A 20,578-nucleotide genomic window follows, 5' to 3' on the forward strand; every position below is an offset into this window, starting at 1 on the left:
TCGATACAATGCCCGATCATCACTGACAGGCTTTTCCAACAAAGGAATCGAGAGTGGCAACGATCAAAGATGTGTCTCAGCTGGCGAATGTCTCCATTTCGACAGTGTCTCGAGTGATCAACAACACGGCGCAGGTGGCGCCCGAGAAGCGCGAGGCTGTCCTCGCGGCCATGAAGGAGCTCAGCTTTCGTCCAAACAGCTTCGCCCAGGCCCTGGTGAGCAAACGCTCCAACTGTATCGGTGTGCTGGTGGGGGATCTGTGTGGCGGCCCCTTCTTCGCTCAGATGATGCGCGGCATCGAAAGCATGGTCGACAAGGCGAACAAGTTCACCATCGTGGTGTCCGGCAACCACGACGCGGCCCGTGAGCGGCACGCCATCCAGGCGCTGCTGCAGCGCCAGTGCGATGCCTTGATCCTGCACAGCAAGGCGCTGCCTGACGAAGAGCTCAGCGAGCTGGCGTCGGGCACGACCCCTATCGTCTTCATCAACCGTCAGGTGCCAGGCTGCGAGGATCGCTGCGTCTGGCTGGACAACCAGGCCGGCATCACCACGGCTTGCCAGCATCTGCTGGACGCGGGACATCGCAAGATTGCCTTCGTCACCTCCGATGACGAGGAGTTTGTGGATGGTCAGCAGCGGATGGCCGGCTATCGCTTCGCCCTGCAACGGGCAGGTATCGAGCTGGATCCTGCCCTCATCGGCCGTGCCTATGCCGATGAAAAAGGTGGCTATGTGGCCATGAGCGAGCTGCTGGCGCGCGGCGTCGAGTTCAGCGCTGTGCTTGGTTTCAATGATGCCATGGTGGCGGGGGCCATCTCCTGTCTGCTGGAGCGGGGTTACAAGATCCCCCAGCAGGTCTCTGTGGTCGGTTTTGATGACATCCCCTATGCCCGATACATCTATCCCAAGCTCACCACGGTACGTTACCCCATCGAGGAGATGGGAGAGCGTGCCGCTGAGCTGGCCCTGAGGCTGCTGGATCACAAGCCGGTAGAGGGATTGGCGCTCAAATTCGAAGCCGAACTGGTACGGCGGGAATCTGTGGCCTGAGTCATGAAGTTGGCCCCGTGCGGGTCGACTTTTTTGCAAAACAGTGAAAGCGCTTTCAGAAATCCTTTTCAACTGTGATCCGCTTCAAAGCTTTTTGACCGCGCTGCCACTAGGATAGGCCCACGAATTAGGAGCGTGCGCTCCCGATTTTCCCGCTGTGGGAGGTAACCGGTTAATCCGGCTATTTCCTTCGTTACTTTCGACGGTCATCATTGGATGGCCGTTTTTTTTTTGTCAGGATCCGGGTATGACGAACGAATTTGAGTATCAGACGGGTATCGTGGGCGCCGGCTGGCTGGGTTTGCCCCTGGCCAGGGCATTGCAAGAGCAGGGGCAATCTGTCGCGGTGACGGTCAGTACGGCCGAAAAGGCTGAACGGCTGCGGGGGGAGAGTATTGCTGCCTGGCCGCTGTTGCTCACCCCTGACATGGGGTCACTGCCTTTTCGCTGTCATGACCTGGTGATCTGTGTGCCCCCCAGCAAGACCGGTGATTACCCGGCGTCCGTGGCCAGCCTGTGCCGACAGGCGAGGGAGGCGGGTGTTCAGAGGGTTCTTTTTATCAGCGCGACTTCGGTCTGGGGGGCCGGACAGGGGGAGGAGGATACGCCCGCTCCAGCCCATGACAGAGGCTTGCGGATGCGGGCGGCCGAGCTTGCCGTGCTGGAAGGGCATGTTGACTGCGCCATGATCTTGCGCCCGGCCGGACTCTATGGTCCTGACCGTCACCCCGGCCGTTTTCTGGCGGGCAAGACGCTGGCCGGGGGAGGCCAGGCTGTGAACCTGGTGCATCTGGACGACGTGGTGGCCGCCTGTGAGCTGATGCTGGCCCAGGGGCAGGATGGGGATGCCTACAATCTGAGTGCCCCCGTTCACCCGCGCCGGGAGCAGCTCTACCCCTTCGCGAGCCGCCTGCTCGGGCTGGTGCCGCCGCAGTTCGTTGAGCCGACGGGGGAGTTTGCTCCCATCGAAGGTCAGCGCATCTGCCAGCAGCTTGGTTTCGTCTATCGCTGGCCGGATCCGGCCCACTGGTTTGCGGACGGGGCGGCCTTGAAGGGTTGAACGGGTCGTCGCCATCCGGGCCCCGGAGTCGGTCATCTGGCGTGCAAACCAGATACGGCGCGCGCTCCGGGACAATTGAGGTTTGCCAAGGGGGGGATCGCCCCCTATCATGCCGCCATCCATGATAAAGAGAGCGGTAATGATGGAAGAGACCAAGCGCCACCCCGATGGGGAGCTGTTGCTGAGAACCCTGGCAATGCCAGCCGATACCAACCCCAATGGCGATATCTTCGGCGGGTGGATCATGTCCCAGATGGATATAGGTGGGGGCATCATGGCCAAGGAGCTGGCAAAAGGGCGCATCTGTACCGTCTCGGTGGAGGGGATGACCTTCCACAGCCCGGTCAAGGTGGGTGACGTGGTGTGCTGTTACGGTCGCTGCCTCAAGATTGGTCGCAGCTCCATGCGACTCAAGCTGGAGGTCTGGGTCAAGCCGGTATTGCGGGAGAACGAAGCCCAGCGGTACTGCGTGACCGAGGGCGTCTTCACCTATGTGGCCATCGACGATCAGGGCAAATCCCGCCCCGTCCCGGTCTGAGTCTGCTCAGATGAGCCGGGCATTGATGATGGATATTTCCTGCTCAAGCCCGGTTTTTTGCCGTATCATGCGCTCCAGCATCTCTTCCGACCCCACGCACTGCCGGGTGTCGAACAGACAGAGATCACATTGGGGATCCCGCCTGATTTGATAGACGGTGGAAAGCTCCACTTGATGACAGGTTCCCTGTTGATCGTAAAATGTCACGCGGTACTGGTGCTGTCTCGCCATCGTTGAATTCCTTCTGGATGAGTCGGGCCGGACACGAATAATGAGACTAGTCGGCGACCGTGGCCTGTGTGAGGGCCATGTCGTCTTGCAGAGGCAGGTGATTGTTAGCCAATGAAAAATAGTTATCGGATTCTGGGAACGTCCCTGCTGACGTTGGGGCTGGTCGGTTGCTTCGAGGTACCGGATCAAGATCATCTGGTGACTGCGGCAGGTATCATACCTGGCGCAAGCTGTGACAGACCACCTCTGGTGGCGCTCGCCTCCACGGCCTTGCCGAGGGAATTTGGCATCACCGTCTGGAACCTCTACAAGGGACAACGCAAGAACTGGCGGGAAGGGCTGGATGAGTATGCCAAGTCCCAGGATCTGGTGCTGCTGCAAGAGTCGGCGACCCGGCCCGAGATGCTGGACTGGCTGAAGAGAGGCGATTTCCAATGGCAGCAGTTGCAGGCCTTCACCCAGGGAGGTGTCTCCTTTGGCGTGATGACAGTGGCGAAAACGCCGCAGGCGTTTGTCTGTGGCGTCCGTTCCCCCGAACCCCTGCTGCGTATCCCCAAGTCAGGTCTGGTCAGTCTCTATCCCTTGCAGGGGGATCCTGACGGCGTGCTGGTGGTGAATCTCCATGCGGTCAATTTCGAACTGGGCATGGCGACCTTCCGCGAGCAGCTCAACGATCTGACTGCGTTGATCCATCGCCACCAGGGGCCGGTCATCCTGGGCGGCGATTTCAACACCTGGAGCGACAAGCGCGCGTTCTGGTTGAACAAGCTGGTGGGCGAGCTTGGCCTGCAGGAGGCCATACCTGTGCCTGATCTGCGTCGCACCGCTTTTGGCCGCCCGCTGGATCACCTCTACTATCGCAATCTGGATCTGGTGGAGGTGAGTTCACCGGCTACCGATGCCTCTGACCACAACCCCATTCTGGCGCGCTTTGCGGCCCAGGCCATCACTCCCTGAGTCATCCCTCAGGGGAGAGCGGCGTCGCCGCTGGTTCATGCAGACAAAAAAATACCCCGCATCAAGCGGGGTATTTTTTGGATTGCGACGAGCGATCAGCTGTTGTTCTTCACGAACAGGGTCAACTCCTGACCCGGCTTGAGATAGTCACTCTTGCCGAGCTGGTTCCAGCGCATCACATCGTTGACGGCGACCTGGAAGCGGGCTGCGATGGAGGAGAGGGAATCACCGCGGCGCACCTGATAGACCATGGACTTGTTGCTGCTCTTGCCCTGCTTGGGCCAGACCACCAGCTTCATGCCAGGCTTGAGGGCCGACTTGGCGTTCAGGCCGTTCCACTTGGCCAGGTCGGCGTGGGTGACCCCGTGTGCCTGGCTGATGCTCCACAGGTTGTCACCGGAGCGCACCTGATAGTTCACCTTGCCACCACTGCGGCTGGCGAGCTGCTGTGGCTTGCTCTGGGCAACCTGGGTTGCGCGCCCGCCATTGGGGATGATCAGGCTCTGGCCACGGCGCAGGTTGTTGCCGCGCATGTTGTTGGCCAGCTTGAGCTGTTGCACGGTCACCCCGTGATTCTGGGCGATCCGTGACAGCGTATCACCACTGGTGACCTGATAGGAGCGCACGCCACGGGTACGTTCACGCTGGGGCAGATCGGCCAGGGCCAGCTCCAGGGTGTCGGCGTACTCGACGGGGACCAGCAGGTTGTAAGGGCCCTGCGGTGAGGTCATGCCACGCTTGAGCGCAGGATTAAGCGCCTTGAGCTGGGAGGCGGAAACGCCAGCCAGCTGGGCGGCCACGTTCAAATCAATCTGACCACCGGTATTGATGGTTCGCAATTGCGGCTTGTTGGCCAGCACCGGCAGGGTGACATTGTATTTGTCCGCATTGCGGATCATGTCGGCCATGGCCAGGATCTTGGGCACATACATCCGGGTTTCGCGGGGCAGGTCCAGCGACCAGTAGTCGGTCGGACGACCAGCCCGTTCGTTGCGGGTGATGGCGTTGCGCACCCGACCTTCACCGGCATTGTAAGCGGCCAGGGTCTGCAGCCAGTCACCGTCGAAGAACCGGTTCAGGTACTCCAGGTAATCCAGTGCAGCATTGGTGGATGCCAGGACATCGCGTCGACCGTCGTACCAGTTGTCGTGGCGCAGGCCGAAATTCTTGCCGGTTGCAGGAACGAACTGCCAAAGACCGACCGCATTGCTGCGGGAGCGGGCATTGGGATCGAACATGCTCTCGATCATGGGGATGGTAATAAGCTCCATTGGCAGCTCACGCCGTTCGATTTCCTCTACCATCAGATACAGGTAGGGCTCAGCCCGGCTGGCAATGGTCGCCATATGCTTATCATTGCGCAACAACCAATCACGCTGTTGGCGAACCCGGGCATTATCGTGCGAGTCCAGCTGCATATCATCGCTGATACGCACCCACAGGTTATCAGTGTCATCCAGCTCTTCTATCTGTTCGTCGCCGAACAGCATCCGCGAAGAGTGTTTTTTGTACGTTTTCTTGCTGACTTGGGGGGATTTGATCGGCTCGATTGCCGTTACCGCCCGGTCATCCTGATGGCTCAGGTTTTGACAGCCGCTGAGAAACAGCGCTGCCAATAAGGCCGTTCGTAGCTTCATCTCGCTCAGGTCATCTGTGGAAAAACAGCTCGCATCATAAGGGGCAATGCCCCCCTGATCAAGGTTTGTTCAAAAAACGTCCTTCCAGGCCCGCAGAACAGCGAAGGTATCCTCTGGATTTTCCAAGCATTTAAGGGCGTATTTCTCAGCATAAAATTTTACCGAGTCCTGCTCGCAGCGCAGAAAAACATTGAAATTCCGCTCATCTCCCAGCCGGGAGGGGAGACTCGGGAGGCCCTGCTGACGCAGTTTGCTGATCACGCCGATCTGCCGCTGGATCGCCAGGTTGTCGGGCTCGACCGCATGGGCGAAACGCAGGTTGGAGAGGGTGTATTCATGGGCACAATAAAGGAGGGTCTCATCGGGCAGTGCCGCGAGCCGTTGCAGGGAAGTGTGCATCTGTGCCGGGGTACCTTCGAACAGACGGCCGCAACCGGCGCTGAAGAGGGTATCGCCACAAAACAGCATGCCCTGGCCGTAATAGGCGATGTGCCCCAGGGTATGACCGGGTACATGGAGGACATCCAGACTCAGGCCATGCCAGTTGATCTGATCCCCGTCGTCGAGCCACTGGCCGTGATGGTCCGGCATGGGGTCATGCTTGGGGCCATAGAGACGAGCGTGGGGGAAGTGTTGCAGCAACTCGGATACGCCCCCGACGTGATCGCGGTGGTGATGGGTCAGGAGGATGGCATCCAGCACCAGATCCAGCGCAGCCAGCCGTTCCAGCACGGGAGCGGCCTCGCCCGGATCGACGACCAGGCAGTGATTTTCATGACGGATCAACCAGATGTAGTTGTCGCTGAAGGCGGGAACTGTGATGACGGTATACATGGGTCGAGGTCTCTTGTGTTCTCTTTAAGGAAGGGATCTTATATAACTGGATGGCATTCGCCCCGAGTTGGTCCCATTATGCAACTGGCACGTACCGAACAACAGATCGCGCTTCCGACCAGTTGGTCCGCACTGCCCATGGGGGACTGGGTGGCCGCCGAGCTTCAGGAGCGCCTCGACAACTGGTGCCCCCACCTCTTTGGCTATCACTTGCTCAAGATAGGAGCCCTGAGCGCCGAACTCTCCTGCGGCTGTTCCACCATTCGCCATCAAATAGGTGTCGCTCCCGGCGGACGGCTGCTGGACATCCAGGGGGATCCGCTCGCCTTGCCGGTGCGATCGGGGAGCGTGGATGCCTGCCTGCTGGCTCACTGCCTCGATTTCTCGCCGGATCCTCATCAGGTGCTGCGGGAGGCAGAACGGGTGCTGACCGACGATGGCTGGCTCATTGTCAGCGGTTACAACCCGCTCAGCCTGGTGGGGTTGGGCCACTATCTGCCCTTCATGCGGCGGCATCTGCCCTGGTCTGCCCGCATGTTCACGCCCGCACGGGTGACCGACTGGCTGCAACTGCTCGGCTGCGAGGTGATGTTCGACGAGCGGTTCGGTTTCTCCTTCATGGGCAGGCAGAGCAAGATCGGCTGGTGGCGGGAGAGTCTGGGGCGGGACTATTGCCGCTCCCTGGCGTCTGTTTACGTGATTGCCGCCCGCAAGCGGCGTTTCCCCGTTACTCCGGTGCGTCGCCGCTGGCGGCTGCCGGAGTCGATGGCCGCGCCAGGAATGGCGCGCCAGGGCGGCTAGCGGGCATCAGGGCTGGTAGCCGCTGTCTTCGGCAAGCTGCTTGCCGCTGGCGGCCTCACGGGCAAGCTCGTCACAGCGTTCGTTTTCCGGGTGGCCCGAGTGTCCTTTCACCCAGAGCCATTCGATCTGGTGACGGGCCACTTCCGCATCCAGGGCCTGCCAGAGATCGACGTTCTTGACCGGCTGACGGTTGGCGGTCATCCAGCCCTTCTTCTTCCAGCCGATGATCCATTGGGTGATCCCCTGGCGCACATACTGGCTGTCGGTGGTAAGCCGCACCTGGCAGGGTTCGTTCAGGGTCCGCAGCCCCATGATGGCGGCCATCAGCTCCATCCGGTTATTGGTGGTCAATCGAAAACCTGCGGAGATCTCCTTGCGATGCTTGCCATAGACCATGACGGCACCATAGCCGCCGGGGCCCGGGTTGCCTAAGCAGGAGCCATCCGTGAATAAATCAATCTGTTTCAACATGAGCAATCAATCTGTTTTAGCGAGAGGCTTGGGGTAAACTAGCGAGTAAAACCGAAGTTTGACATGGATTTGATCATGAGCACACCCCAACTGAATCGCCAGATCATTCTGGATACCGAAACCACCGGCATGAACACCGCGGGCGGCCCTGTCTATCTTGGGCACCGCATCATCGAGATCGGCTGTGTGGAGGTGATCAACCGCAAACTCACCGGCAACCATTTCCACGTCTACATCAAGCCGGATCGGCTGGTGGACCCCGAGGCCATCGCCGTGCACGGCATCACGGATGCTTTCCTGGCTGACAAGCCCTCTTTCAACCAGATAGCGGACGATTTCATCGAGTTCATTCGCGGCGCCGAGCTCATCGCCCACAACGCCCCCTTTGACGTGAGCTTCATGGACTATGAGTTCAGCAAGCTCGGTCTGAACTTCAAGACGGCGGATATCTGCGGCATCACGGATACCCTGGCGATGGCGCGGGATCTCTTCCCGGGCAAGCGCAACAACCTGGACGTGTTGTGCGATCGCTACGGCATCGACAACTCTCACCGTACCCTGCACGGCGCCTTGCTTGATGCGGAGATCCTGGCGGACGTCTACCTCCTGATGACGGGTGGCCAGACCAAACTCAATCTGGCGAGCGAAACCAGCGAGAGCGAGACCAGCCAGGATACCGGCATTCGTCGTCTGGAGAGCAATCGCCCGCCGCTCAGGGTGGTTCGCGCGAGCGACGAGGTGGCGGCTGTCCATGAAGCGAGGCTGGATCTGGTACAGAAAAAAGGAGGTGCCTGCCTGTGGCGGCAATGAGATCGCTTTGGGGGCTGCTGCTGCTGGCCTCCCTCCCGGCCGCGGCCAACGAGGTGTTTGCGCCTTCCGACATTCCTCTGCTCGACAACCGCTTTCGCATCGATTACGGCGTGAAGGAGATCACCTTCATCATCAAGCGCAAGCCGGGGACGCCTTCGGTGATCTTGGTGCGGCCCGATGGCAGCAAGCTCTATGTGGGCAAGGTCAAGCCGCCCGACGTGGGCTGGTTGCCCCTCAAGGATCAGGATCTCATCACCATCCGCGACCCCATACCCGGCCCCTGGCAGGCGATCGGAGAGGTGGACCCCGACAATCGGGTGCGCCTGCTCACCGACATCCAGGTCGAGAGCGAGCCGCTGCCGGCCCGCCTCTATCAGGGTGAGCGTGTCAAACTGCAATCCCGTCTGCTGATCGATGGCGCGGCGCCTGGGGCGGGTTACTACCTCACCGATCTGGGCATGACCGTCAAGCTGCAGCAGTTCAACGATGCCAGCCAGAGTAGCGATCCCGTGTTCGAGGAGACCCTGGGACGCTACATGGATGATGGCAAGGGGGTGGACGAAGTGCCGGGGGACGGTATCTTGACCGCCGAGGCGGTACTGGACGTCCCTGCGGGAAAATACCGAGCCCTCTTCAGCACCGGCAATGAGGTCTTCTCACGAGCCCAGTCACAGCAGGTGCTGCTCTACCCCTGGCCGGTCAGCTATTCCCTGAATCCCCCCTCCGGGGAGGGGGGAGCCAAGCTCTCTCTGGTCATCGATGTGGATGAACTGGATCCCGCCTCCGTGGTCATCCAGGGCAAGGCCATCGACGGCGGCGGCAGTAGCATGACGTTCAACGAGGTGGCGACAGCACCGCGTTTTGGCGTGGATCTCTCCGCCCTCAAGGCGGCAGGGCAGTACAAGGTGGAGGCCACCCTCTTTGGAACAACCCGGCTCGGTCGCGAGGTGCAACTGCAATTGCCGGCCAAGTCGTTCACCATAGCAACGCCTCCCCCCCCTCCCGCACCCTCTGCGGCCATGCCCGCATCCGCCGCCACCCCCGACCGGTTCGAGGAGCGGGAGAGTCCGGTCTGGCTGCCCTGGGCGCTGGGGGGAGGTGGCGTGTTGCTGCTCTTGCTGGGGGCGGGTGGTTTCATTCTGCTGCAAAAGCGCCGCACTCTGCACAAGGCGATGGCGGCGCAGAAGGCGCAACTTGAAGAGACGCCAGCAACCCCCAAACTGGATCTCAATCTGCCGGAGCAATAATTCCGCGCACATTGCAAAGAAGCCGCCCAATGGGCGGCTTCTTCATGGTGGCAAGTGGATGGGGTGCATCCGATATCAGTGAGCGCCGATATAGATGTCTTTGTACTGCTCGCGAATATCGAGGAACTTCTCCAGATTGGCCAGCATCAGGTCCACCAGGAGGGGGTCGAAGTGCTCTCCTTTCTCCTCCTTGATCAGCGCCAGCACCTGATCCAGCGGCCAGGCCTGCTTGTAGCAACGATCGGAGCCCAGAGCATCGAACACATCCGCCAGGGCGACGATGCGTCCTTCCAGCGGAATGTCCTCTCCCTTCAACCCGCGGGGATAGCCGCTGCCATTCCACTTCTCGTGATGGTTGCCCGCGATGGTGGCGCCTATCTGGAACAGGGCCAGGTCACTGCCGGAGAGCATGTCCTGCCCAAGCTGGGCGTGGGTTTTCATGATCTCCCACTCCTCGGGAGTGAGTTTGCCAGGTTTGTGCAAGATGGCGTCCGGGATCCCCACCTTGCCGATGTCGTGCAGGGGAGAGGCCCGTTTGATGAGCTCGCACCTGTCCTCATTCATGCCGAGCAGCTTGCAGAACAGTTCGGTGTAGAGGGCCACCCGCTTGACGTGCAAGCCGGACTCCTTCGAGCGGCTCTCCACCAGTTCGCCGATGCGATAGATGATCTCTCGCTGGTTGTCACCGATCACCTCGTTGAGCCGGATATTCTCCAGCGCCACTATGATGTTTTCGGTGAACAGGCTCAGCAGCCCGGTATCCATCTGGCTGAGCGGGCGAGTGGTCTCGATGTGGAACAGCAGGTGATGACGGGCATTCTGGCAATAGAGCACCATCTGGTTGCCATCGTAGACATTGGCTCCCTTGGCCATGGCACAGCGCAGGATTTCCGGCGCATCGACGAGGCGCAGCATGGGACCATCGCTGAGCAGAGGCTCGAGCACCTGATCCCGCACCTCATACGCCAAGTGCTTCACATCGTAAATCTGGGACTCTTCCAGATTGAGCAGGGCGCTGAGCTGGGTCTGGGCTCCTTCGACGAACTGGCGCAGGGCACGCTGCTCGAAGATCCCCTTGGACGCCTCGATGACCTTCTCCAGCCCTGTCGATTGCTCTCAAGGGTTCGGATGTCCCGGTAAGAGCGCAGGCTGGCGCGCAGCAGGGTGCGCAGTTTCTGGGAGGTGAGCTCGGTCTTGTCTTTGTAGTCGTTGATGTCGTAGTTTGTCACCACGTCATCTTCCGGGGCCTGGCCGGGCTGACCGGTTCGCAGCACGATGCGCACCATCTTGTTTTGCAGCTCGTCGCGCACGAACTTGACCACCTCGAGACCGGCATGGTCGACCTCCATGACGACGTCGAGCAGCAGCAGGGCGACATCCGGGGTGAGGGCGAGCAAGGCTTTGGCTTCAGCCGCAGAGTAGGCGTGCAGAAAATCGATCGGCTTGCCGTCGAATTCAAACTTGTTCAGGGTGATTTTGGTGATGCGATGCACTTCGGGTTCATCGTCCACTATCATCACCTTCCAGCCGGCGGGACGCGGTGCTGATTGGGGAAGATCTTCATCATCAATAATCAGGATTTGATCATCCATTATGCAATCCTGTGTGTGATCCTGTGCTTACCTTAACCGCTTCATTCAATATAGGAAACGGATTGATATCCAAAATATGATCCAGTCGGTTTCTCTTTCTTCGTATCGAATGCCATCCACCAGCCCTTTCATGAAAAACGCCTCCACAAGGGAGGCGTTCTGGCATCAGAGGCATCAAGCTGCCCTGTGATAGGCGGAGGCTTCAAACAGTGCCTTGTTGGCCACCAGGTCGACGGGATCGAAGTCATCGACGTTGATGGTGCGAAGGCGACTCTCCTCGGCGCGCCGCAGCAGGTCCGCTTCGGCCTGGTTGATGACACCGAGGCTCAGGCCCGCCTCTGCCACCTTGTCGAGCTGGGTGAAGGGGCGTTTGCTCCCTTCGGCTTTGCACACCTTGTCAAACAGCGGCTCTGCGGTCAGCACATCGTCCAGCGCCTGTTCCAGCAGCCCGAAGGGGTTGCCCTCCTCGCGCGTCAGATATTGGCCCTCGGCCAGACGGCTGCGAGTGGCACTTGGCACCTGGAGCAGGCGGGCCACCTGGCTGTCGAGCTTGTCGGAGGGACGCTTCAGGTCGCGACCAAGGGGCAGCACGATGGCGCGCAGGGCCAGACCAATCCAGCGGTTCGGGAAGTTGCGCAGCAACTCGTCGATCGCTTCCTGAGCCTTGAACAGGGCGTCTTGCAGTGCCCAGTGCAGCAGCGGCAGGTCGGCCTGCTGGCGTCCTTCATCCTGATAGCGCTTGAGGGCGCTGGAGGCCAGATAGAGCTGGCTCAGCACATCGCCAAGGCGGGCAGAGACCCGCTCTTTGCGCTTGAGCTCGCCACCCAGGGTGCCCATCGCCATGTCTGACAGGAAGGCCAGGTTGGCGGAGAGGCGGGATAGTTGCTGATAGTAGCCCTTGGTCTGATCCTTGTAGGGCGCGGCGGCGAAGCGGGCACTGGTCAGCCCCAGCCAGAAGCTGCGCACCAGGTTGCTGATGGCAAAGCCCACGTGGCTGAACATCGCCTTGTCGAAATCTTTCAGCGCCTGCTCTTTGTCGGGGTGGCTGGCTGCCAGCATCTCCGGCAACACGTAGGGGTGGCAACGGATGGCTCCCTGACCGTAAATGATCATGCTGCGGGTCAGGATATTGGCTCCTTCGACGGTCACGGCGATGGGCGCCCCCTGATAGCCACGGGCCAGATAGTTGTTCGGCCCCATGCAGATGGCCTTGCCGCCATGGATATCCATGGCATCAATGATGCACTTCTGGGCGCGGTCGGTGAGGTGGTACTTGACGATGGCGGAGATGACCGAGGGTTTTTCACCGAGATCGATGCCGGTGACCGTCAGTTTGGCGGCGGCGCCCATGATGTAGGCGTTGCCACCCAGGCGTGCCAGCGGCTCTTCAATCCCTTCCATCTTGCCTATCGGCAGCTTGAACTGGCGACGGATGCGGCTGTAGGCACCGGTGGCCAGGGCCAGCATCTTGACGCCGCCCGTGCTGTTGGAGGGCAGGGTGATGCCGCGGCCGACGGAGAGACACTCCACCAGCATGCGCCAGCCCTGACCGGCCATGGCCGGACCGCCGATGATGAAGTCGAGCGGTACAAACACGTCCTTGCCGCGGGTCGGGCCGTTCTGGAACGGCACGTTGAGCGGGAAGTGGCGACGGCCGATGTCGACCCCCTTGATGTGGGTCGGAATGAGGGCGCAGGTAATGCCGAGCTCTTCTTCCTCACCCAGCAGGTGGTCAGGGTCACGCAGCTTGAAGGCGAGGCCGAGTACGGTGGCGATGGGAGCCAGGGTAATGTAGCGCTTGTTCCAGGTCAGGCGCATGCCGAGCACCTCTTCCCCTTCCCACTCGCCTTTGCAGACGATGCCGAAGTCGGGAATCGAGCCCGCATCAGAACCCGCTTCCGGGCTGGTCAGGGCGAAACAGGGGATCTCCTTGCCGACAGCCAGACGGGGCAGGTAGTAATCCTTCTGCTCGTCAGTACCGTAGTGTTGCAGCAGCTCACCCGGCCCTAAGGAGTTGGGAACGCCGACGGTGGAGGCGAGCACGGCGCTGGCGCCGCACAGCTTTTGCAGCACGCAGGACTGGGCGTAGGCGGAGAACTCCAGCCCGCCATATTTCTTCTTGATGATCATGGCGAAGAACTTGTTGTCCTTCAGGTATTGCCACACCTCGGGAGAGAGATCGGCACGCTCGTGGGTCACTTCCCAGTCGTTGACCATGCGGCACACTTCTTCAACCGGGCCGTCCATGAAGGCCTGCTCCTCGGCGCTGAGGGTGCTCACCGGAATGGCGTGCAGCTTCTTCCAGTCAGGGTTGCCGGCAAACAGATCCGCTTCCCACCAGGTCGTCCCCGCTTCGATTGCTTCCTTCTCGGTTCGGGACATCTCCGGCATGATGGACTTGTAGATCTTGAACAGCGGCTTGGTCAGCTGGTTACGGCGAAACTCCACCAGATTGAGGGGCAGGGCTATCACCGCGAACAGCGCCCACACCAGCAGGGGTACATGGCCATAGAAGGTGCCGGCGACCAGGGCGGCGGCCGTGGCAAGCGTGGCGGTGAACAGGGACGCACGGCGATAGGCCATGGCGCCGATCACCAGGATCACCCCGAGCAGAGTGAGGGTCGTCGTCATTGTTTGCTCCTTGCATGAATTGCCGAGGTTGGGAAATTGGCGTTAACTGATCCAGAGGTCTGACCTGTTGGATATGGCCCCTGTTGTAATTCATACGCACAAACTTATCAAGCTGTTTACAAGCCTGTTACCTTGGCTCTGTGATCTCCATAACGCGCTGCCCGCCCCATCTTGGCGGGCGGGGGGCGACGATTGGACTGGCTTGTGCGACAATGCCGCCACCCTATGTTGGACGACGAGATTTCAAGAACCATGTACCAAGAACTGATCCGCAACGAGTTGACCGAGGCTGCCAGCGTGCTTCAGGCGTTCCTGGCAGATGAGCAAAATCTGAAAAACATCGAGGCGGCGGCCAGGCTGCTCGCCGACTCCTTCAAGCAGGAAGGCAAGGTACTCTCCTGCGGCAACGGCGGCTCCCACTGCGATGCCATGCACTTTGCCGAAGAGCTGACCGGTCGTTATCGCGAGAACCGCCCAGGCTATGCCGGCATCGCCATCTCCGATCCCAGCCACCTCTCCTGCGTCTCCAACGACTTTGGCTATGACTATGTCTTCTCCCGCTATGTGGAGGCCGTCGGCCGCCGTGGTGACGTGCTGCTCGGCATCTCCACCAGCGGCAACTCCGGCAACATCCTCAAAGCCATCGAGGCGGCCCGTGCCAAAGGGATGAAGGTGATTGCCCTGACCGGCAAGGACGGCGGCAAGATGGCTGGTCTGGCCGATGTGGAGATCCGTGTGCCGCACTTCGGTTATGCCGACCGCATCCAGGAAGTGCACATCAAGGTGATCCACATCCTGATCCAGCTGGTTGAAAAAGAGATGGCCAAGTAATCAACGATCCGGGATTGAGAGGGGGGATGGGTGACCATACCGGCCCTCTCGTCCAGCCGTGACGGTTGATTGACGAAACCAGAGTCAAGACATTCAGGGAGTGGATGGTATATGTGCGAACTGCTCGGCATGAGTGCCAATGTGCCGACCGACATCTGCTTCAGCTTTACCGGGCTGATGCTGCGGGGAGGCAAGACAGGTCCCCACAAGGATGGCTGGGGGATCACCTTCTATGAGGGGCGGGGTTTTCGCACCTTCAAGGATCCCGAACCCAGTGCCCAGTCTCCCATCGCCAAGCTGGTCCAGGCACTGCCCATCAAGAGCCGTGCCGTGGTCAGCCATATCCGGCAGGCGAACCGGGGGTGTGTCTCCCTGGAAAACACCCACCCCTTTACCCGCGAACTGTGGGGCCGTTACTGGACCTTTGCCCACAATGGCCAGTTGACCGGTTACAAGAGGCTGCCCACGGGGCGGCACCGCCCGGTAGGCGACACCGACAGCGAGCACGCCTTCTGCTGGCTGCTCGACAGGCTGGAGCACAAGTACCCCAAACGGCCGGCAAATTTCCCCGCCATGTTCCGCTACCTCGCGACCCTGTGCGACGAGCTGCGCGGGCTCGGGGTGTTCAACATGCTGCTGTCGGACGGAGAGTTCGTGATGACCTATTGCAGCAACAACCTTTACTGGTTGACGCGCAGGGCTCCCTTTGGCGAAGCCCGTCTGCTGGATGAGGATGTGGCCATCGACTTTCAGAGTGAAACCACGCCGAACGATGTGGTGACCCTGATCGCCACCCGGCCGCTCACCGGCAACGAGAATTGGGTGAAGATGGTGCCCGGGGAGTTCTGCCTGTTCAGGCTGGGCGAGCTGGAATATGGCAATGCAGCCAACTTGTTGAACCAGAAATAAAAAATACCAGGGTAGATGTCTACCCTGGTTCTTCGCAGCAGCCATACAGGCAAAAAGGGATGAGAGAGGTGTTGCTGAGCCGCATCATTCTCATGGGTTGCATTGTTACTTTAATGTTAATTTTGTGACAACCTTTATCTCTCTCCATTCTGACTGACATACCGATAACTTGAAGCTGCTCACATTCTGGTGTCCCAAGAGCATCCGGAGCGATACGGGCATGCCCGAAGGGCGGGTGACAGCGGGGCTGTGGGTCCGCTATATTGTGGTCTGTTTGAATACCATCATAGGGAAGAGAAGATGGAGTGGCTGGATCAGAAAGTGCTGCGACAACTGGCAGATGACATCGGTCACGAGATGATGCCGGTCGTCATCTCGGTGTTTGTCGAAGAGGTAGGCGAGCAGTTGGCCCAATTAAGACCGCTTTTTGAGCAGCGGGACTGGTCAGCCCTGGCGCGTCTTGCCCACAGCATGAAATCGTCCTGTGGCAGCTATGGCGCCAAACCCAGCTATCAGCAGGTGATGGATCTGGAGTCCGCCTGTCGCCGGGAAGATGAGCAAGAGGCCGGCAGACTGCTGGCTGAGCTGGAGCACTCCCTGCCTCAGGTCTTCACCCATCTGGCCCAGTTTCACTGATCCAGAGGGGCATCAGCCCGCCATGTCGCGCTCGCCAAGCCTGCTCAGGATCACGGTGTCGAGTGCCAGACGCAGCTTGAGGCGGTCGTGGCGGTGGGGGAGGGCCGCTTCACCCAGCTCGGCCCGAACGAGGCAGTGCTGCAACTCGGGTACCTGGGGGCCCTCGGGAGCCAGAATGGCATCGATCCGGCCGCTGCCTATCCGCTCTTCCAGCCAACGATGTTGACTGGACAGTGACAACTGGCCTGCCGGACCCTCTTCGTCCACCAGATTGCTGATGAACACGACGATGGCGCGGCTGCTGCGGATCGCCTCCGCAATCTCGCGCAGCAGCAGAGGAGGCATGATGGAGGTGAGGAAGCTGCCCGGCCCCAGGATGATCATGTCGGCCTGGCTCAGCGCCTCGACCGCTTCGCGCGTGGCGGGCACGACCGGTTTCAGGCTCAGGGCCCGTGGCGGTGTGGTGAGCTGATCGATGGAGACCTCTCCCAGGATCTGATCGCCACAGACGGTGTGGGCGCACAGATCGGTGGGATGCTCGGACATGGGCAGCAGATTGGGTTCAATTTCCAGCATGTCGCTGATGAGCCGGATGGCATCCAGGGGGCGCACGCAGAGGTTGTCGAGGGCCAGCAGCATCAGGTTGCCGAGGTTGTGGCCCGCCAGCTCGCCGCGGCCGGTAAAGCGGTGCTCGAACAGCTGGCTACCGATGCTGGGGGTGGTCACCAGCTGGTTGAGGCAGTTGCGCAGATCCCCCCAGGCGATGCACTCCTGGCTTTTGCGCAGGCGTCCGGTGGAGCCGCCATCATCCGTGGTGGTGACGATGCCCGTCAGCCGGGATCCCAAGAACGACAGGGAAGAGAGCACCCGGCCCATACCGTGCCCGCCGCCGATGGCGACGACCCGGTCGAAGTCATTGATATTTTTTTGCCACATGCAGTGATCCCGTGGGAGGCCAGTGAGCACCATTCTAGTCTCCATGGCCAGGTAATTGTTTGATAAGGGTATGATTTTTGCTTGATGCCAGCATCCCGTACCCCTAGGAGACGATGTTGAACTTCCTGACGGCTCACTCGCTTGCCGAGACGACCCCACTGGCCGCCCAACAAGTTACAGAGCGGTTGCATGCCCAGTCATCCCATGTTCCATCGCTGTTGCTGGTCTATTTTACCCAAGCACACGAGGCGGCGGAACTGCGCCGTGCGCTCAAGGCACGTTTTCCCGATACCCGGCTGATCGGTTGCAGCTCCTGCGGCGGTATCCTGACCCAGGATGGCCATCATGGTCGGCATGGCTGGAGCCTGTCGGTCGCCGCCCTTTATGATGACAAGGGGGCCTATGGCGTGGCTGGCCAGATGGGGGATCAACCGGATGTGCGGGCATTGCTGCGCCGCGCCATCGCCGATGGTGGCCGACCGGGAGAGCTGCCGCAGCTCGTGTTGCTGCACACCAGCCCGGGGCTGGAGGAGGTTGTGCTCGCGGGGATCGACGCCGAGTTTGGCGCGACCGTTCCCGTCGTCGGCGGGTCGGCGGCAGACGACGGCGTGGCCGGGCAGTGGCAGCTGTGCTGGGACGAAGGGGAGGGATCACAAGGGTGCGTGTTGGCGGTGCTTTACCCCGATTGCCAACTGGCGTTCCAGTTTCATTCAGGCTATGTACCCACCGAGTGTCGCGGCATCATTACCGGGATAGACGGGCGGGAGGTGCTGACCATCGATCACGAGCCGGCGGCCCGGGTCTATGGTCGCTGGACCGAGCGTGCGACGCCCTGGCCGGTGGGCCCCATCCTCAGGGAGACGACGCTCTCGCCACTGGCCCGTCAGGTCGGCATGCTCGATGACCTGCCCTACTACAAGCTCTCCCATCCCGAGGCGGTGACGGCGCGGGAGGGGCTGCGCCTCTTTACCGAAACCCGACTGGGAGAGCGGCTGCTGCTCATGTACAGCAGCCAGGAAGGGTTGTTGCAGCGCAGCCTGAATGCGGTGAATATCGAGCCTGAATATGGCATGGCGAGCAATATGCGCCCCTTTGGCGCCCTGGTGGTGTTTTGTGCCGGTTGTCGGCTGGCACTGGGGGACAGGCTGGGGGACATCGTCAGTCAATTCAGTCAGAGGCTGGGTGAGATCCCCTTCATCACGCCCTTTACCTTCGGTGAACAGGGACGATTACCCCATGGTGAGCTGGCACACGGCAACCTCATGGTGTCGAGCGTAATCTTCCTCGAGAGCTGACACTGTGCTGGATTCAAGATGATAGGCAATAGCGAACTCGAAACCCTGGGTGACAAACTGCAAACCACGCTGGTGGAGCTGATGCGTTGCCGGGAGCGGGAGGCCAGATATCGGGAGGAGTCCCAAGCCCTGCTGTGCGGGGTGGCGACCCTGGCACAGGCCCAGAGTCTGGAGCAGGTACTGGAGAGTCTCATTCTTGCTCTCAAGCCCTTTATCGGATTCGAACAGGCGGACGTGGTCGCCTGGGAGGCCGTGAGGGGCAGCACCCATCTGAGCACCCAGCCGGACGAGGTGGGCCGGACCTGGTCGCTGACACCGCTCTTCTCCAGGGCCATCGAGGGGGAGACCCTGGTCATCTATGATCCCGCCCAACTGCCTGAGCTGGCGCCGCTGGCAGGGGCGCCGGGCTGGGCCAGCGTCATGATGACAGGCTTGCAGGGACCGGGGTTTTCCGGTGTGCTCATCTGCCGGCACAGCGTGGCGGGCACCTTCGATCTCAAGAGCAAGGCGGCGATGCAGCGTTGTCGCCCGCTCATCTCCCAGGCTCTGGTCAACATCGCCTATCGGGCTCGCCTGCAAGAACAGGTTGACCTCAAGACCCTGGCCCTGCAGGCCAGCGAACAGCGTTTTCGCAGTTTTGCCGCCATGGCCTCTGACTGGTTCTGGGAGACCGATCCCCAGCACAGGCTCAGCTATGTCTCTGCCCCTGGCTATCAGGGGGAAGTGCTGGCCCGCCAGACGGGGAGAAGCCTCTATGATTTTGCCCACGACAAGCAGGACCCGGCCTGGAGTCACTACCGGCACCTGATCGCCCACCATCTGCCGGTGCGGGGAATGCGGGCCCAGGTGATGCTGGCGGGCGGGCCTTGCTGGATGGAGATCAATGCGGAGCCTTGCCATGATGCCGGTGGCCGCTTCCTCGGCTATCGGGGTACGGCGCGGGAGATAGGCAGCCAGATCCGCCGCGAGCAGGAGCTGGCGCGGGCGCGGGACGATGCCGAGACGGCCAACCGTGCCAAATCCCAGTTCCTCGCCATGATGACCCACGAGATCCGCTCTCCCATGAACGCCGTGCTGGGGATGCTGGATCTGCTGCAGCACGGCCGGCTCGACACTCCGCAACAGACCCTCATCGGTCATGCCACCCACTCTGCGCATCTGTTGCAGACCATCATCGACGACGTGCTCGATTTCTCGAAAATAGAGTCACATACCCTGACGCTGCACTGTGAACCCTTTCAGCCAGCCGAGCTGTGCCGTGCCCTGGTGGAGCCCTTGCAGGCACAAGCCAGTGCTAAGGGAATCACACTGCATTGGCATCTGGATGAGACGCTCCCTGAACGCCTTCAAGGGGATGCCGTCCGCCTCTCCCAGGTGATAGGCAACCTGCTTGGCAATGCCGTGAAGTTCACCTCCGTCGGCAGCGTGCGTCTGGCGTTGACCTGGGAGGAGGAAAAGCTGGGGGTCATGGTCAGCGACACGGGGATCGGCATCTCCACCGAGGATCAGGCGTTGCTGTTCGAACCCTTCTATCAGGTCGACAGTTCGGCAACCCGCCGCTTCTCCGGCTCGGGGCTCGGACTGGCCATCTGCAGGCGGCTGGTGCAGCTGATGGGGGGAGACATTTGCGTGCAGAGCACGCCTGGGCTGGGAAGCTGCTTCTGGTTCGAGCTGCCCGGGATGGCCTCTCCCTGTGCTCCGGCCGCCGCCCCCGGCAGTGAAGAGTGCGCCAGACTGGAGCTGGATGTGCTGGTGGTGGAAGACAGTCCGGTCAATCAGCTGGTGGTATCCCTGATGCTGCAGAAGCTGGTGTGCAGGGTGAGGCTGGCAGGCAATGGTCTGGAGGCCTTGGCACAGGTGGCGAAGCAGCAGCCGGACCTTGTCCTGATGGATATGCGGATGCCGCAGATGGATGGGCTGGAGGCGACCCGGCGCCTGCGGGACATGGGGTGCGAGGTGCCCATCGTCGCGTTGACGGCCAATGCCATGATGGAGGACAGGGCCCGCTGCCTTGCCCAGGGCATGAACGATTTTCTGGCCAAACCCATCAGTCTTGCCAGGCTGCGAAGCTGCCTGCTCCGCCATTGCAGGTGATGTCGGCCGATTTTGG

Annotated in this window: 19 protein-coding genes and 1 pseudogene; 13 read left to right on the forward strand and 7 right to left on the reverse strand. The window is 60.9% G+C overall.

Features of this window, described 5'->3' with window-relative positions; translation table 11 throughout:
• Positions 1-53: 53 nt before the first annotated feature.
• The 3 genes from C2U47_RS17960 to yciA all read left to right on the forward strand — a co-directional run bounded on the left by C2U47_RS17960 (position 54) and on the right by yciA (position 2,650).
• Positions 54-1,052, forward strand: a complete 999-nt coding sequence (locus C2U47_RS17960; protein ID WP_029314259.1) for a LacI family DNA-binding transcriptional regulator — start codon at positions 54-56, stop codon at positions 1,050-1,052.
• Between the two features lie 247 nt (positions 1,053-1,299).
• On the forward strand, positions 1,300-2,112 hold the full coding sequence (locus C2U47_RS17965) for an NAD-dependent epimerase/dehydratase family protein (protein ID WP_010674130.1): 813 nt from the start codon (positions 1,300-1,302) through the stop codon (positions 2,110-2,112).
• A gap of 139 nt (positions 2,113-2,251) precedes the next feature.
• A complete protein-coding gene (yciA, locus tag C2U47_RS17970) occupies positions 2,252-2,650 on the forward strand; it encodes an acyl-CoA thioester hydrolase YciA (protein ID WP_029314261.1) in 399 nt (132 codons plus the stop codon).
• Positions 2,651-2,656: 6 nt separating this feature from the next.
• Here yciA and C2U47_RS17975 read toward each other — a convergent pair whose 3' ends face one another.
• Complete coding sequence (locus C2U47_RS17975) at positions 2,657-2,881, reverse strand: hypothetical protein (protein WP_010674132.1); 225 nt, start codon at positions 2,879-2,881, stop codon at positions 2,657-2,659.
• Positions 2,882-2,992: 111 nt separating this feature from the next.
• Here C2U47_RS17975 and C2U47_RS17980 point away from each other — a divergent pair, with 111 nt between their 5' ends.
• Positions 2,993-3,838 carry an endonuclease/exonuclease/phosphatase family protein gene (locus C2U47_RS17980; RefSeq protein ID WP_029314263.1) on the forward strand — a complete coding sequence of 282 codons (846 nt, stop codon included), beginning with the start codon at positions 2,993-2,995 and terminating at the stop codon, positions 3,836-3,838.
• Positions 3,839-3,933: 95 nt separating this feature from the next.
• Here the strand turns inward: C2U47_RS17980 and C2U47_RS17985 are convergent, their stop codons facing one another.
• Positions 3,934-5,184, reverse strand: coding sequence for a LysM peptidoglycan-binding domain-containing protein (locus tag C2U47_RS17985; RefSeq protein ID WP_010674134.1), 1,251 nt, complete (start codon positions 5,182-5,184; stop codon positions 3,934-3,936).
• On the opposite strand from C2U47_RS17985, the gene C2U47_RS23370 reads away from it, so the two are divergent.
• A complete protein-coding gene (locus C2U47_RS23370) occupies positions 5,185-5,457 on the forward strand; it encodes a hypothetical protein (protein ID WP_010674135.1) in 273 nt (90 codons plus the stop codon).
• Between the two features lie 87 nt (positions 5,458-5,544).
• On the opposite strand, the gene gloB is transcribed toward C2U47_RS23370, so the two are convergent.
• Complete coding sequence (gene gloB / locus C2U47_RS17990; protein ID WP_010674136.1) at positions 5,545-6,309, reverse strand: hydroxyacylglutathione hydrolase; 765 nt, start codon at positions 6,307-6,309, stop codon at positions 5,545-5,547.
• A 78-nt stretch (positions 6,310-6,387) separates the two neighbouring features.
• Between gloB and C2U47_RS17995 the strand changes: the two genes are divergently transcribed.
• Positions 6,388-7,110, forward strand: coding sequence for a class I SAM-dependent methyltransferase (locus tag C2U47_RS17995; protein ID WP_010674137.1), 723 nt, complete (start codon positions 6,388-6,390; stop codon positions 7,108-7,110).
• 6 nt (positions 7,111-7,116) lie between these two features.
• Here C2U47_RS17995 and rnhA read toward each other — a convergent pair whose 3' ends face one another.
• A complete protein-coding gene (rnhA, locus tag C2U47_RS18000; RefSeq protein WP_010674138.1) occupies positions 7,117-7,581 on the reverse strand; it encodes a ribonuclease HI in 465 nt (154 codons plus the stop codon).
• A gap of 75 nt (positions 7,582-7,656) precedes the next feature.
• Here rnhA and dnaQ point away from each other — a divergent pair, with 75 nt between their 5' ends.
• Both dnaQ and C2U47_RS18010 read left to right on the forward strand, forming a co-directional pair.
• The gene (gene dnaQ, locus C2U47_RS18005) at positions 7,657-8,391 is read left to right on the forward strand and encodes a DNA polymerase III subunit epsilon (RefSeq protein WP_010674139.1); all 735 of its coding nucleotides are present in this window, start codon (positions 7,657-7,659) and stop codon (positions 8,389-8,391) included.
• Positions 8,388-9,638 (forward strand): TIGR03503 family protein, encoded by a 1,251-nt coding sequence (locus tag C2U47_RS18010; RefSeq protein WP_010674140.1) that lies wholly within the window; start codon positions 8,388-8,390, stop codon positions 9,636-9,638. Before dnaQ ends, C2U47_RS18010 begins: the two co-directional genes overlap by 4 nt.
• A 75-nt stretch (positions 9,639-9,713) precedes the next feature.
• On the opposite strand, the pseudogene C2U47_RS18015 reads toward C2U47_RS18010, so the two are convergent.
• Both C2U47_RS18015 and fadE read right to left on the reverse strand, forming a co-directional pair.
• Positions 9,714-11,230, reverse strand: a pseudogene (locus tag C2U47_RS18015) (HD domain-containing phosphohydrolase).
• A gap of 174 nt (positions 11,231-11,404) precedes the next feature.
• Complete coding sequence (gene fadE / locus C2U47_RS18020) at positions 11,405-13,861, reverse strand: acyl-CoA dehydrogenase FadE (protein WP_010674141.1); 2,457 nt, start codon at positions 13,859-13,861, stop codon at positions 11,405-11,407.
• Positions 13,862-14,113: 252 nt separating this feature from the next.
• On the opposite strand from fadE, the gene lpcA reads away from it, so the two are divergent.
• The 3 genes from lpcA to C2U47_RS18035 all read left to right on the forward strand — a co-directional run bounded on the left by lpcA (position 14,114) and on the right by C2U47_RS18035 (position 16,237).
• Complete coding sequence (gene lpcA, locus C2U47_RS18025) at positions 14,114-14,692, forward strand: D-sedoheptulose 7-phosphate isomerase (protein ID WP_010674142.1); 579 nt, start codon at positions 14,114-14,116, stop codon at positions 14,690-14,692.
• A gap of 111 nt (positions 14,693-14,803) precedes the next feature.
• Complete coding sequence (locus tag C2U47_RS18030) at positions 14,804-15,601, forward strand: class II glutamine amidotransferase (protein WP_010674143.1); 798 nt, start codon at positions 14,804-14,806, stop codon at positions 15,599-15,601.
• A gap of 300 nt (positions 15,602-15,901) precedes the next feature.
• On the forward strand, positions 15,902-16,237 hold the full coding sequence (locus C2U47_RS18035; protein WP_010674144.1) for an Hpt domain-containing protein: 336 nt from the start codon (positions 15,902-15,904) through the stop codon (positions 16,235-16,237).
• 12 nt (positions 16,238-16,249) lie between these two features.
• Here the strand turns inward: C2U47_RS18035 and C2U47_RS18040 are convergent, their stop codons facing one another.
• A complete protein-coding gene (locus C2U47_RS18040; protein WP_029314269.1) occupies positions 16,250-17,173 on the reverse strand; it encodes a gluconeogenesis factor YvcK family protein in 924 nt (307 codons plus the stop codon).
• 113 nt (positions 17,174-17,286) lie between these two features.
• Between C2U47_RS18040 and C2U47_RS18045 the strand changes: the two genes are divergently transcribed.
• Complete coding sequence (locus C2U47_RS18045) at positions 17,287-18,468, forward strand: FIST signal transduction protein (RefSeq protein ID WP_041201554.1); 1,182 nt, start codon at positions 17,287-17,289, stop codon at positions 18,466-18,468.
• A gap of 18 nt (positions 18,469-18,486) precedes the next feature.
• A complete protein-coding gene (locus C2U47_RS18050) occupies positions 18,487-20,562 on the forward strand; it encodes an ATP-binding protein (RefSeq protein WP_010674147.1) in 2,076 nt (691 codons plus the stop codon).
• The last annotated feature ends 16 nt before the right edge of the window (positions 20,563-20,578 follow it).

The sequence above is a fragment of the Aeromonas sp. ASNIH7 genome, assembly GCF_002903485.1.
In the GTDB taxonomy this organism is placed as follows: domain Bacteria; phylum Pseudomonadota; class Gammaproteobacteria; order Enterobacterales; family Aeromonadaceae; genus Aeromonas; species Aeromonas caviae.

Bases quoted from the DNA above. Each gene is read 5' to 3' on its own strand.
- C2U47_RS17965 (WP_010674130.1), top strand. From the start codon at position 1,300: ATGACGAACGAATTTGAGTATCAGACGGGTATCGTGGGCGCCGGCTGG.
- yciA (WP_029314261.1), top strand. From the start codon at position 2,252: ATGATGGAAGAGACCAAGCGCCACCCCGATGGGGAGCTGTTGCTGAGA.
- C2U47_RS17975 (WP_010674132.1), bottom strand. From the start codon at position 2,881: ATGGCGAGACAGCACCAGTACCGCGTGACATTTTACGATCAACAGGGA.
- C2U47_RS17980 (WP_029314263.1), top strand. From the start codon at position 2,993: ATGAAAAATAGTTATCGGATTCTGGGAACGTCCCTGCTGACGTTGGGG.
- C2U47_RS17985 (WP_010674134.1), bottom strand. From the start codon at position 5,184: ATGGCGACCATTGCCAGCCGGGCTGAGCCCTACCTGTATCTGATGGTA.
- C2U47_RS23370 (WP_010674135.1), top strand. From the start codon at position 5,185: ATGCTTATCATTGCGCAACAACCAATCACGCTGTTGGCGAACCCGGGC.
- gloB (WP_010674136.1), bottom strand. From the start codon at position 6,309: ATGTATACCGTCATCACAGTTCCCGCCTTCAGCGACAACTACATCTGG.
- C2U47_RS17995 (WP_010674137.1), top strand. From the start codon at position 6,388: ATGCAACTGGCACGTACCGAACAACAGATCGCGCTTCCGACCAGTTGG.
- rnhA (WP_010674138.1), bottom strand. From the start codon at position 7,581: ATGTTGAAACAGATTGATTTATTCACGGATGGCTCCTGCTTAGGCAAC.
- dnaQ (WP_010674139.1), top strand. From the start codon at position 7,657: ATGAGCACACCCCAACTGAATCGCCAGATCATTCTGGATACCGAAACC.
- C2U47_RS18010 (WP_010674140.1), top strand. From the start codon at position 8,388: ATGAGATCGCTTTGGGGGCTGCTGCTGCTGGCCTCCCTCCCGGCCGCG.
- fadE (WP_010674141.1), bottom strand. From the start codon at position 13,861: ATGACGACGACCCTCACTCTGCTCGGGGTGATCCTGGTGATCGGCGCC.
- lpcA (WP_010674142.1), top strand. From the start codon at position 14,114: ATGTACCAAGAACTGATCCGCAACGAGTTGACCGAGGCTGCCAGCGTG.
- C2U47_RS18030 (WP_010674143.1), top strand. From the start codon at position 14,804: ATGTGCGAACTGCTCGGCATGAGTGCCAATGTGCCGACCGACATCTGC.
- C2U47_RS18035 (WP_010674144.1), top strand. From the start codon at position 15,902: ATGGAGTGGCTGGATCAGAAAGTGCTGCGACAACTGGCAGATGACATC.
- C2U47_RS18040 (WP_029314269.1), bottom strand. From the start codon at position 17,173: ATGTGGCAAAAAAATATCAATGACTTCGACCGGGTCGTCGCCATCGGC.
- C2U47_RS18045 (WP_041201554.1), top strand. From the start codon at position 17,287: ATGTTGAACTTCCTGACGGCTCACTCGCTTGCCGAGACGACCCCACTG.
- C2U47_RS18050 (WP_010674147.1), top strand. From the start codon at position 18,487: ATGATAGGCAATAGCGAACTCGAAACCCTGGGTGACAAACTGCAAACC.